This window comes from Microbulbifer variabilis (assembly GCF_052467165.1).
In genome coordinates this window covers 2028503-2040761 of sequence record NZ_CP174301.1, presented here as the reverse complement: position 1 = coordinate 2040761, position 12259 = coordinate 2028503, and the positions used below count along the sequence as shown (strand labels likewise).

Genomic DNA, 12259 nt, shown 5'->3' with positions numbered 1-12259 from the left:
TAAATGTTCAAAAAACTCAAAACAATCTAGGTTGACAGTTTTTATTGGGGCTGACGTTGCGCTCGCCGTTCGCGAGCAAGTTCACGCAGCTTTTCCATCCGCTCCCGAATACTCTGCTGATTTTCTCCACGCTGCGCAGTATTACTGCTTCGGCTACTCTTGCGAGCAAGGCTGGAGTAATTCTTAAGCGGAACATTCGGTCGACCATCCACTTCTGGATAGGTCAGTTTTTCCATCCTGCCATTACGACGAAGAACTACATGATCTACCTCAACAGAATAAAGTTCTGCGCCACCCGGCAGAGAATCCCCTACATACAAACGCTTCGCAGGTTTTCCTTTTTCGGCCACAAGTGCGCTAGCTTTTTTCTTGTCACTACTGTCTAAAACGCCAGATAAGACAATATTCAATTGGGTGATAGGGAGATTGGAAAGATCGACTTCAGGGACGTCTACTTTTTCCTTGGCATCGGCGAGGCCAAAGAAAGGGGTATTTGGTATCGAAGCGGCCTGGGGCGCACTCACTCTGGAGTTCTTGCGCTCAGCCAGCAGAGATTCTTCAGTTTCTGCAGGAATAAACAGGGAACCATAGGCGAACAGGTTGCCAGAGACCCAAAGCAGACCCACTGCGGATGCCGCCATGGTGCCGCGGGAAATCGCCTTTCGCGACTCACCCTGGCCAAAACCGGTGCCAACTGAGCCAAAGGCTCGCTTTAATGGGGACATGAACATACCCACATACAAGTTCAACTTTTTTTAGGTTATTGGTTTTTGACGCCTATTTTGTTGCCTAAGTCTTTGAAAGGCAACGCTCCTGCCCAGTTAAACGCTGCAAACCTTAAATTCGTCCCCGAAATTGCACACTAGTTCCGCCTCAAATAAAAAAGGCGGCTACCCGCCGCCTTTTCCAGTACTGGTCAGTATAGTAATCAAGGATTACAGCTTTGCTTCAAGCTCGGGAACAGCTTCAAACAAATCAGCGACCAGACCGTAATCGGCAACGGAGAAGATCGGGGCTTCTTCGTCTTTGTTGATCGCAACAATAACCTTGGAATCCTTCATACCTGCCAGGTGCTGGATAGCGCCGGAGATACCGACAGCAATGTACAAATCGGGAGCGACGATCTTACCGGTTTGACCAACCTGCATATCGTTGGGAACAAAACCGGCATCTACCGCAGCGCGAGAGGCACCAACGGCTGCACCAAGCTTGTCAGCCAGCTTGTACAACATCTCAAAGTTGTCACCATTCTGCATTCCGCGCCCACCAGAAATGACCACGCTAGCGGCAGTTAGTTCCGGACGATCGGATTTGGCGAGCTCTTCGCCGACAAAAGTTGAGACACCGGCATCATCAGTAATATCAACTGACTCAACGGCCGCACTACCACCTTCTACTGCAACAGCATCAAAAGCAGTGGTGCGAACAGAGATCACTTTGATAGCATCTGAACTCTGAACGGTTGCAATAACATTCCCTGCGTAGATCGGACGCTTGAATGTGTCAGCACTCTCTACAGCGATAATGTCGGAGATTGGCTGAACATCCAGAAGTGCGGCAGCACGCGGCAGCATGTTCTTGCCAGTGGTGGTGGCGGGAGCCAGGATGTGGCTGTAATCCTTACCTAGATCAGCTACTAATTTGGCAACATTTTCAGCCAGTTGGTGCTCATAGGCGGAATTATCAGCCAGCAGCACTTTACTTACACCTTCTACCTTTGCTGCAGCTTCTGCTACGGCAGCACAACCAGCGCCGGCAACCAGCACTGCGATATCACCACCAATGGCTTTGGCTGCGGCTACAGTGTTCAGCGTAGCGCCCTTCAGCTCGGCGTTGTCATGTTCAGCAATAACCAGGATGCTCATCAGATTACCTTCGCCTCGTTTTTCAGTTTCTCTACCAGTTCCGCAACGTCGGCTACTTTAACGCCTGCCTGACGCTCAGCCGGCGGCTCAACATTCAGGGTTTTGGTGCGAGGAGTAATATCTACACCCAGCTCATCTGGAGTAGTAGTATCGAGGGGCTTCTTCTTGGCCTTCATGATATTCGGCAGAGAAGCGTAGCGCGGCTCATTCAAGCGCAAGTCGGTGGTAACGATCGCAGGCAACTTCAGTTCAACCGTCTGCAGCCCGCCATCAATCTCACGGGTAACCTTAACGGCATCACCCTGCACAGTCACTTCAGAAGCGAAGGTGCCCTGCCCCATTCCAGTCAATGCGCCCAGCATTTGCCCGGTCTGGTTATTGTCACCATCGATGGATTGCTTACCCAGGATGACCATTTGAGGCTCTTCCTTATCAACAATCGCCTTCAGGCACTTGGCCACGGCCAGAGGCTGCAGCTCGGCATCGGTTTCTACCAATATGCCGCGGTCAGCACCCAGGGCCAGCGCAGTACGAATTTGCTCTTGGCATTGCTTGGAGCCCATGGAAACGGCGACTATCTCGCTGACAACGCCTTTTTCCTTCAAGCGTACCGCCTCTTCAACTGCGATTTCGCAAAAGGGGTTGATAGACATTTTGACGTTGGCTGTATCAACGTCAGTGCCGTCCGCCTTAGGGCGAACCTTGACGTTGTAGTCAACAACGCGTTTCACAGCTACAAGAACTTTCATGGAAATCCCGTCTTAAATAAGCTTTTTAACAGCCGCGACTGACGATTCACATCGCGAACGGATACGGTGTTCTGGTCAAACAAGTGTTTGAACGGCGTGTATGGTGGCGGTTCTATACGGCAAAATCAATAGTCAAATAGAAGTCATCACTGCCATTCACAAAATCTATTTCCAACCATTGGGGTAGTCTATCCCCTATTCCTAACCTGTTGAAATACAGCGCATTTGCCATAGCAAATGAATAGTCATGCAATTGGTAGGGTTGATTAAACGCCTATATAATCAGCCACCAATATAAATGATAAGGCCGGAATGGCCGCAAAAAGTTGAATGCAACTGCTGAGGAGAGTGCCGTGGAACGCGAATCAATGGAATACGATGTAGTGATCGTGGGTGCCGGCCCCGCCGGATTGGCAGCGGCCTGCCGTATTCGCCAGCTCAATGAAGACATCTCAGTATGTGTCGTGGAGAAGGGTTCCGAGGTCGGTGCCCACATTCTTTCGGGCGCAGTTTTTGAACCTACTGCCCTGAATGAACTTTTCCCTGATTGGAAAGAGCGCGACGCCCCACTGAACACCGAAGTCAAGGGCGATGACATCTACGTCCTGCGCAGCGATGAAAACTCCATTAAAGTGCCCAATATGTTTGTGCCCAGCACCATGCACAACGAAGGCAACTACATCATCAGCCTTGGAAATCTATGCCGCTGGCTGGCGGAGCAAGCAGAAAATCTGGGAGTGGAAATCTTCCCTGGGTTCGCCGCATCTGAAGTGCTTTATAATGAAGACGGATCCGTAAAAGGCATTGCTACAGGTGATATGGGAATCGGCCTGAATGGGGAGCAGAAAGACTCCTACATGCCCGGCATGGAACTGCACGCAAAGTACACACTTTTTGCCGAAGGCTGCCGTGGCCACCTGGGCAAACAGTTGATTGAGCGCTTCAAACTGGATGCCGATACCGACCCACAACACTACGGCATAGGCATAAAGGAAATCTGGAAAGTACCTGCTGAAAAACACCAACAGGGCTTGGTAGTTCACACCGCAGGCTGGCCTCTGGATCAAAGCAACACCCACGGTGGCGGCTTCCTTTACCACCTCGAGGACAACCAGGTAGTGGTCGGCCTGATTACTGATCTGGCCTACAGTAACCCACATGTCAGCCCCTTTGATGAGTTCCAGCGCTACAAGCACCACCCGGTGATTAAGCAATACCTGGAAGGTGGCGAGCGCGTGGCCTATGGCGCCCGAGCTATTGTTAAAGGCGGCCTACAGTCTCAGCCAAAAATGACTTTTCCCGGCGGGCTTCTAATAGGAGATAACGCCGGCACCCTGAACTTTGCCAAGATCAAGGGAAATCACACTGCGATGAAGTCTGGCATGATTGCTGCAGAATCCGTAGTGGAAGCTATTGCCGCAGACCGCAACAGCGAGGAGCTGACCGATTATACCTCCAGGTATCGTGAAAGCTGGGCCTGGAAAGAGCTACATATGCAGCGCAACTTCGGCCCTGCCCAACACAAGTGGGGCAACATCCTTGGCTCCGCTTATGCCTTTGTGGATATCAACCTGTTCAAAGGCAAGTTGCCCTGGACCTTGCGCGATACTAAGGCAGATCACGCTCAGCTCAAACCCGCAGCAGACTGTGCAAAAATTGACTACCCCAAACCCGACGGTGTACTTAGTTTTGATAAGCTGTCCTCTGTATTTATTTCCAACACAAATCACGAGGAAGATCAGCCCTGCCATCTGATCCTGAAGGATGCGGAGATTCCGCTGAACCACAACCTGCCAATCTATGACGAACCGGCACAGCGCTACTGCCCCGCCGGCGTATACGAAGTTGTTGAGGATGCCAACGGCAAGCGATTCCAGATAAATGCACAGAACTGTGTTCACTGTAAGACCTGTGACATTAAAGACCCAACCCAGAATATTGTTTGGGTTACTCCGGAAGGTGGCGGCGGTCCCAACTACCCAAATATGTGAACCCATCGACTTAAATGGCGCCTTCCGGCGCCATTTTTATATCTACTTTTTCACTTGAACTCTCTGCAACGTGAAAAAGTAGAGAAAATTCCTGCGGGCGAAAAAGAGGCAGCAGAAATTATTGAGAGAGAAGATCAGAATTTATATTGAGCGTTTATGGCAAAGGTCTGGCCCGGCTTTTCTTCAAAGACAATAACGCCATCTCGCTCAATCTCAATTGATTCATCCAGAAGGTTTTGCATCTTGGCCTTTATCGTCACCTCCTCAGTAGGGTGCCAGGAGTAAGTTAGGTCAAGCGAATGGAAAGGTTGCTCGTAAGAATCTGGATCCAAGTTACGGCCAGCCAGATGCAGGCGCTCTCCAAAAACGTTGTAACCCAGCGTCGCAGAGTGATTGCCATCAGGGCTGTCGAAACCCATCAACATATTCACAACGTATTCGGATGCTCCTGTCATTTCACGCACCGGATTCGTCGGAGCATCAGCCTCATCTCCAGCAACCAACTCGGTTTCCTGCAAGGTTACATTGCCCTGCACAAAGAAGCTCTCCATATTATCGCCAAGGAAACCAAGTTGCTTCATGCCTTCGATTTCAATACCGATAATCTTTCCAGACTCGGCATTAATAATCTCGCGAGCCACATTGGTATCACTGGAGGCAGCCTCGAAAAACTCAATTGGGTCAACCACATCCTTATAAAAAGCAGAAACTGTCAAACTGTCCCCGCTGTCAAAGAACCACTCAGCACGTAAATCATAATTGTTGATTTCTGAAGGCCTGACATCGGGGTTCCCTTTCACCTGCTCATCGGTAATAGGGTCAATATAGAACGCATCGGTAATTTCGCGAAGATCAGGCCGCACGGCTGTTTTTGAAACCCCCAAACGAAGCTGGAACGTCTCCGCCCAAAAAGACCCCATATAAGTCAGAGAGAAAGATGGGTAAATGTCATCTTCAGCATAAACAGCCTCCAGCAACTCATCCGGGTCAGGTGTTACTTGCGGGTCATCTATCGTGTAGCCATATGGGTTCCACTCAAGTGCCACCTGGCTGTAATCCTCCCAGCGTGCCCCTGCCGAAATTCGCCAAGCTTCATTGAACGTCCAATCGAATTTACCAAACACTGCATCTGTTGCCGTTGCAGCTAAATAGCTTTGCTTGTTGCTCCCCGCCAAGTCAAAAACAAAGTCATTATCGCCGCTGATAATATTACCATCACTAAATACTTCATCTAGGGGGCTGCCCAACACATCCTCATCGTTCACACTGAAAATATCCAAGCGTAGCTCAGTTTGCCTGTATGAGCGTCCCTTCTCTATCCTGGCAAAACCACCGCTTAACTCCAGGCTGGAAGTGGAAAATTCCAAAGGTAAGGTGGCCGACCAACCATAATTTTTAACGTCATCCTCAAGCTCTGTGAAGCGGAACCCCGCGCTTCGCGAGCCTGTACTGACCTTCGAACTCAACACTTCGCCTGTCGCAGGATCAGTAACCGTATCGGAAATAACATCCACCTGATTAGGAATATCCGTGGTCGCTGTCGCGTCCGAATAGAACCAGTCGAAAACCACCTCTTCCGGAACCCAGTTGAAAAAATCAAAAGGAAGGATAGCTTTGGTCTCAGGCCCCAAGGAGTGGCTACCCTTGACCTGATTCAGGGCCAACTCCCTCTCTTCATATTTCAACAAATACTCACGATAGCCAGAACCATCTGATACCTGACGATTTTCATTAAAGTAATCGGTGATAGAAGTTTCATCATCAGTGTTACGTAGAAAGAGGCTTGTATTTTCGATTACATGCTCATCCGCAAAACGCAAACCTAAATTTAAGTTTCCGCTGATATCCACTGAGTATGTAGACTTGCTACGGTTGTTTAATTGCTCATTGGGAGCCCCGAAATTGCGCAGAGTTCTCTCAGACTCTCTCCACTCGCTTTTATATGAGGCACCAGCCAGAAGCCCCAACTCCCATTTATCACCGAGATAAAAACGATTACCTACACTCGCTTTCACATCACCATCAGGATCGCTGGACTCCTCTTCGATGGCAATATCACGATTAAGGTTTAGGGACAGCTCACGATTTAGCCCCCGGGCTGCAGCATCAGCTTCCTGCGCACTGGAATACTGCTTTCCTTCCTCAATCAGAATTTTTCTAATATCAGAAATTCCCAAACCACCCCTGAAGCGCTTTAGCGCAACAGAGATTTCGCCCGGTAGCGCCCTGGTTCCGTCATCGGTTCCGAAGTGATCATTACCCCCTCCCCGATAGCTCAGAACTTCACCGCTGGTTTCTGAGTTGGCTCCTGTCCCCAATTCAATTGAATACGTAAGATCATCTGGAATCCCCTTTGTCCGAATATCCACATTTCCACCGCCAAAACTCGCGGCCTGGTCAGCAGAGTAACTTTTCTGTACAGCCAGCGAATCCACGATAGAGGTGGGAAATAGATCGAGGGGAATCACATTTCTCGTCAAGTCCGGTGAAGGTACCGTAGCGCCATTCAGCGTGGTACTGGAGTAACGCTCTCCCAATCCCCGCACATAAACAAATTTATCGCTCACTAGCGATAGTCCCGACACCCTGCGTAACGCCGCAGCCACCGTTGAGTCCCCTACCCGACCAATCATCTCAGCACCGAGGATGTCGGTGACCACCTCCTCTTCCAGGCGCTCACTAACCAGAGATTCCGCCGAGTCCCTTAAACGCCCCTGGACCATTACTTCTTCAAGACTTTGTATCGAACCGGTCTCTTTTTCCACAAGATCTGCATCCTGGGCAATTACACCAGGAGCAATAGCAGTGGCCGCGGCAATAGCCATTACCAGCGGCACCCTCTGAAAATTTTCATATTTAGCCATCACATAGGCCTCTTATCATTCCCATTATTGGGTGTCTAAACCAAGCAGGGCGCCGACTCCATCAGCGAAGGCGGCGCCCTGCAAGATCAGGAGAGCTTCCCCTAACCACATCTTTGGCTAATTATTCAAACCAGAGAGGCTGTGCACGGCTGCCTTGATGTAAGCCATAAGTCCAGCCTTGAGTCCAATCAGTACCGTTGATATCAAGTGCACCCAAATAAGCACGCTCAAACGCGGTGACAGCGGGTTCCGCGTCGTTGATTCGCTGCTGGTCGGCGCCCACGGTATAGATTGCTGGAGTGCCGTCTAGCAGAATAAAGTTAGTATCAATGCCGATAGTTGGGCTCAACGCTCCTGAAATTGGAGCAAACTGATTGCCGCTATCTACAGCCCACGCCTCCAGATCAAAGGTATCTTCATCTGTCTTGGTGCGATCCTCACAAGCAAAGATGTTGGAGGTCAGGGCTACTTCCGTACCAGAGGTTGCTTCATTGCGCGTTTGAACACTCTCCATACGCAGACAGTAATTGCTACCATCATCTGACGTTTCATCAGCTTTAAAAGAAGCAACAATTATGGAATTGGTAATCATCGGATAGATACCTTCACGCAGACGCCAACCTGCACCCGGATCGTGAGTACCTTCTTTTTGAGCAGAAACGATACAAGTCAGGCCATCAATTATTGGACGGCTGTTCAGACCCTGATCAATCAGAGCGGTATAATCAATCGTATCTTTGTAAGAACCGATTCCATCTGCCTCAATACAGTGGTTCCCATCATTTTCACTCTGTACAACCAAGGCATTGGTGATCCTTCCACGATAACCTTCATCAATATCGATTGAATCATCTCGCACATAGAGAGCAACATAATTGCTAACGTCTACTGCACCACCAAAGAACTCAATTCCATCATCAAAAGTGGAATAAGTTTGCAGGTTATTTATCACTGTGCCGCTGCCAACTGCATCAAAAGAGATGCCATTTAATTCATCACCACTAGCAACCAGGGCACCCGTGTGCTTTACAACAACATAGGAAAGCTCGCCAGAGTTATCTCCATTGTTGTCTCCACCGTAGTATGAGGTGTTATCGTCAGTGGAACCTTCAGCGGCAACATGACACTCGCCATCCAAAGTGAGATCTCCACCGGCAATTGAGCCTGAGTATTTGCACTTATTGGTTACACCAAAACCGTTGATAACCATTCCACCCCACTGGGATACGGCATCTGCAGTTACAGTGCCGCGGACATCTGTTTCAGAGGTAAATGTAATTGGTGCGGATTCAGTACCACGGGCAAAAACCTGTGAACCACGATTTACAACCATAAAGGCTGAGTTATCCTTAAAGGCAACGGTTGCACCGGCTTGTATTTCCAATTTGACGCCATCACCGCCCTGGGCAACACCGGCAGCCTGTAAGTCAACATCACTGGAGTAGTTTTCACCAACAAAGAGACTACCGTCAAAAATGTGCGCGCCATCATCTGGAAGCGCAGGAAGATACAAGTCCTCGGTTAAAGGATTAGACGCGGAAACAAAGTCGGCTCCATATCGACAGTTACCGCTTTCAAAAGAGCCTTGTACCCCCGTACTTTGGATCGCTGCGCAGGGATTTTCAGAAGATCCACCACCAGAATTATCGACAGAGTTGTCTACTGAATTATCAACAGTCTTAGGCTCAACACTCACTCCACCACCGTCACAACCCGCCAGTAAAGCTGTAATGGCGGCAGCCAGAATGATCTGATTTTGTATGCGTTTCATATCTCCCCCCACAGGAATGTAATCCTTGAAAAACAGTCAATCAGCACGAAAAGCTATTGGAGAGCCCTACTAAGCCAAACAACACACTGTTGACTGCCTAAATTTCTGTTTAATTTATTCGCCTAAGCGGTTAGGACGCGGGGGAGTGTAGAAACGCCGTGTTGCGAACTTGTTAACTTTTTGTATATTTTCAGTAATTTTTGCAATAAAACATCCAGCTTTACACTTTTTGGAATGTTTTATTGCCTTCAAATTTCATTCAGCTTTCAAGCAAATGAATAAAATATGGATATTTAATAAATCCGTATCAATTAAGTAATACGTGCAACATTCAGTACATATAGAAAACCAGCAAGGAGAGAAATCAGGAAAAGCCATCCCGCTTAATATAAGACTAAGTAATAAGGCAAAGAAAAGAAGCTTAGAGCCAGCAGAACGCTGGCCCTGAAATGGCAGTTTTTCAAAAATCAATTATAAGAACCGAGCAGAAAATCCTTACCGGCACTACGCACAAAAAGTTTCCCGGTATCACTGGGGCCATGATTAGCTTCTTGAGCCCAATCGACCAGCTGGTAGAACACATCACGGGAAACCCTGGCTTGAAGGCCACCACGAAGCTCCAGGTAAGGAATTAGTTGCGGGGGGGCGCCAAACTCCTTTAAGTGCCAATTGCGGTCTTCGTCTAGCGCGATCACATCACCCACATTGGTTGTGAAAAGTAAGGTCTGAGCATCACTATTCGGATTACGTGCCACCTGTGTCGCCACAAAAGGTACATCTTCCACCAGTATGCGCAGCTTCTCCACTGGAGTCACCAGGAAATATTCATCCCCTTCCCGCTTGAGGATGCTCGCAAACAGCTTAACCAGTGTGTGCCGCTTTATTTCTGTCCCTTCATGAATCCAGCGACCATCATGCTTGATGACCATATCCATGTCGCCACAGAGGTCTGGGTTCCACTTTTCAACCGGAGGATATCCGTGGAACTCCCTCTGTAGTTTTTGCAGCTGCTCGAAAAGTGGCTCAGCCAAAGGACGGCCCCGCAGCTTGACCAGTGGTATGACTGCTTGCCGGTGGCTTGCGGGAGGAAATATCTCCGATATGGACCCCCACGTCCATGATGAACTCCATCAGGCCCTCTCGGTCCTCAATCACGTCAGCAAACGACTTGGAGTGATAAAGCTCTACTGCACCCTGAACCAGGGCCCAATAGGTTGAATAGTAATAGTAGGCAGGCACCTTCTTCAGCATGCCCTGCTCCATCCTTCGTTCAAACACCCGGTTCAGGGCAGAAGCATTGGAGTTGCGAATGGCATGTAGCTCAGAAATCATCTCCGGAGCTAAATTGAGGGTGATTATTTTCTCTTCCAACCGCTGGAAGAGCCTGTCCTTGCCCGGATCAGCCATACGGGACTCAAAATAGGCTCTGGCTGGAGCTGTGATATCGCCTTTTTCTTCAGCATTCTCAACAGCTACCTTCAGGCGTTCAGCGAGGGACCTCTCGTAGTCCATCAGCAAACGCATGTAAATCTCTGTCTTTGAAATGAAGTGCTTGTAGATGGTGCCCTTACCAATATCTACCCGCTCGGCGATCTGCTCTACCGTGACCTTTTCTTCACCGTGCTCCAGCAGAAGCTCCAGAGCCGCATCCAGGATGCGCTGCTCTCTCGCGCGAAACCTCTGAACCTTCTCTTTTGCCTTATCCATACTTCCGACCTTCTCTGCCCGTAATAATGGGGACTGAAATTGACTATTCATTCATGAATGATAGGCAATTCAACTCGGTTGGAAAAGTGAATCGAGAAATTAGACACTCAAATATTAAAAATTTTAGCCTATTTTGCTCAATTTTTGTGCTATTAGTGCAAGATACAGAGTGTGGAGGGGAACGTCACCCGAAAAAGTTGGCGCCAGTTATCGAAGACCTAGAATTCTCAGAGTAGGAGCTTACGGGAATAAAAAACGTTGGAGCTATCAAAAATTTTGGCAGGTAGTCCATTACCCACCCGCAAGCAGGTGCTTTCCCAAAACAGCGCTTTAAGCACCTGCCCCCTAAACCGACTTCATCTTAAGCTCCAGTAAGGGAGCTACGACATCGTTGTCCTGAGTACGAATCCAAAGCATCTCTTCCTCACTATAAAGCTCCGCCACAATAGCGTTTGCCAACTCACAGTCATGGGATATGAGGTGCTGAGCCAGCCATTCGGCGGCAAATGTGCGCTTCTTGCCAAGAGTCCCTTGGGCGCGCTTATATAGATTCTTTATCGCTTTGCGGCTGTACTCTAAAGTGGAAACTCCCCGGGGTGGCTTCTACCATCTTGCGGTGCAGCTTTTTCGTCTTTTGCTCAATAATATAGGGCAGTACCTGCCCCGAAATATAATCGTGTGCAACAGAGCCCTTACATGTACATTCAAAAGATTTTCTTTCTTGAAAGATCTTTTTAAGACCATTGAGGTGGTTGTGAGTTTTGTATGCTGACCTGGCGGCCAAGCCAGCGTAACCGACAGAGAGCGCCGTCCCGGCAACGATTAAGCCTACGCCCGTAGCCGAAGTGGCTACAGCAGCCCCGGTTGCAAGGCCTGTAAGTGTTGCACCCGTAGCGGTTTGTGCACCCCAGGTGCCATAGTAAGCTGCGGACCCTACCACTCCAGCCACCGCCTTTGCAGTACGATGTCTGCTAACTACCTTGCCAAAGTTTTGCGGTGGACGAATATCAATATCGTGATGTGGCATCTGGCAACATTCCTTTCCCGTTATTGCATTTTTATCGGTAATTAATCGGCCGGGGTTACGCCTCAAGACATCTCTCCCAGGCACTATATGGCGCGTTATATCACATCAATAAGCACACAATCGACAAATTGAAAAAATCAAGAGCATATTTTTTCAAATTTAATGGGTTATATGATTTGGCCATACACAACTGCGATTCGGTATTGGAGTGACCAGTCGATCGAATTCGTTCAAAATGTGAATGGAGATAGTACATTTGGCTGCTATCATCGCCGCTTCGGGCAA

9 protein-coding genes are annotated in these 12259 nt (G+C 48.9%); 1 reads left to right on the top strand and 8 read right to left on the bottom strand.

Annotated features, from left to right (window positions below):
- Positions 1-41: 41 nt before the first annotated feature.
- From ACJJIP_RS09165 to ACJJIP_RS09155, 3 genes are all read right to left on the bottom strand, one after another.
- Entirely contained in the window at positions 42-725 is a 684-nt protein-coding gene (locus ACJJIP_RS09165) for a type II secretion system protein N (protein WP_353376246.1), read from the bottom strand.
- 210 nt (positions 726-935) lie between these two features.
- A complete protein-coding gene (locus tag ACJJIP_RS09160; RefSeq protein WP_444901527.1) occupies positions 936-1865 on the bottom strand; it encodes an electron transfer flavoprotein subunit alpha/FixB family protein in 930 nt (309 codons plus the stop codon).
- Positions 1865-2614, bottom strand: coding sequence for an electron transfer flavoprotein subunit beta/FixA family protein (locus ACJJIP_RS09155; protein ID WP_444901526.1), 750 nt, complete (start codon positions 2612-2614; stop codon positions 1865-1867). The genes ACJJIP_RS09160 and ACJJIP_RS09155 overlap by 1 nt, the downstream gene beginning before the upstream one ends.
- A gap of 353 nt (positions 2615-2967) precedes the next feature.
- On the opposite strand from ACJJIP_RS09155, the gene ACJJIP_RS09150 reads away from it, so the two are divergent.
- The gene (locus ACJJIP_RS09150; RefSeq protein WP_444946718.1) at positions 2968-4605 is read left to right on the top strand and encodes an electron transfer flavoprotein-ubiquinone oxidoreductase; all 1638 of its coding nucleotides are present in this window, start codon (positions 2968-2970) and stop codon (positions 4603-4605) included.
- Positions 4606-4739: 134 nt separating this feature from the next.
- On the opposite strand, the gene ACJJIP_RS09145 is transcribed toward ACJJIP_RS09150, so the two are convergent.
- The 5 genes from ACJJIP_RS09145 to ACJJIP_RS09125 form a co-directional block, all read right to left on the bottom strand.
- Positions 4740-7469: a TonB-dependent receptor domain-containing protein gene (locus tag ACJJIP_RS09145; RefSeq protein WP_444946717.1), complete on the bottom strand. Its 2730-nt coding sequence runs from the start codon at positions 7467-7469 to the stop codon at positions 4740-4742.
- A 121-nt stretch (positions 7470-7590) separates the two neighbouring features.
- A complete protein-coding gene (locus ACJJIP_RS09140) occupies positions 7591-9240 on the bottom strand; it encodes a beta-helix domain-containing protein (protein WP_353376250.1) in 1650 nt (549 codons plus the stop codon).
- Positions 9241-9707: 467 nt separating this feature from the next.
- Positions 9708-10271 carry a DUF1285 domain-containing protein gene (locus ACJJIP_RS09135; protein ID WP_353376251.1) on the bottom strand — a complete coding sequence of 188 codons (564 nt, stop codon included), beginning with the start codon at positions 10269-10271 and terminating at the stop codon, positions 9708-9710.
- Positions 10264-10947, bottom strand: coding sequence for a TetR/AcrR family transcriptional regulator (locus ACJJIP_RS09130; RefSeq protein WP_020412906.1), 684 nt, complete (start codon positions 10945-10947; stop codon positions 10264-10266). The genes ACJJIP_RS09135 and ACJJIP_RS09130 overlap by 8 nt, the downstream gene beginning before the upstream one ends.
- A 541-nt stretch (positions 10948-11488) precedes the next feature.
- Positions 11489-11974, bottom strand: a complete 486-nt coding sequence (locus tag ACJJIP_RS09125) for a hypothetical protein (protein WP_444946716.1) — start codon at positions 11972-11974, stop codon at positions 11489-11491.
- Positions 11975-12259 lie beyond the last annotated feature (285 nt).

Coding starts and splice junctions, on each gene's coding strand:
- ACJJIP_RS09165 (WP_353376246.1), bottom strand. CDS start 725: ATGTCCCCATTAAAGCGAGCCTTTGGCTCAGTTGGCACCGGTTTTGGC.
- ACJJIP_RS09155 (WP_444901526.1), bottom strand. CDS start 2,614: ATGAAAGTTCTTGTAGCTGTGAAACGCGTTGTTGACTACAACGTCAAG.
- ACJJIP_RS09125 (WP_444946716.1), bottom strand. CDS start 11,974: ATGCCACATCACGATATTGATATTCGTCCACCGCAAAACTTTGGCAAG.
- ACJJIP_RS09145 (WP_444946717.1), bottom strand. CDS start 7,469: ATGGCTAAATATGAAAATTTTCAGAGGGTGCCGCTGGTAATGGCTATT.
- ACJJIP_RS09140 (WP_353376250.1), bottom strand. CDS start 9,240: ATGAAACGCATACAAAATCAGATCATTCTGGCTGCCGCCATTACAGCT.
- ACJJIP_RS09130 (WP_020412906.1), bottom strand. CDS start 10,947: ATGGATAAGGCAAAAGAGAAGGTTCAGAGGTTTCGCGCGAGAGAGCAG.
- ACJJIP_RS09160 (WP_444901527.1), bottom strand. CDS start 1,865: ATGAGCATCCTGGTTATTGCTGAACATGACAACGCCGAGCTGAAGGGC.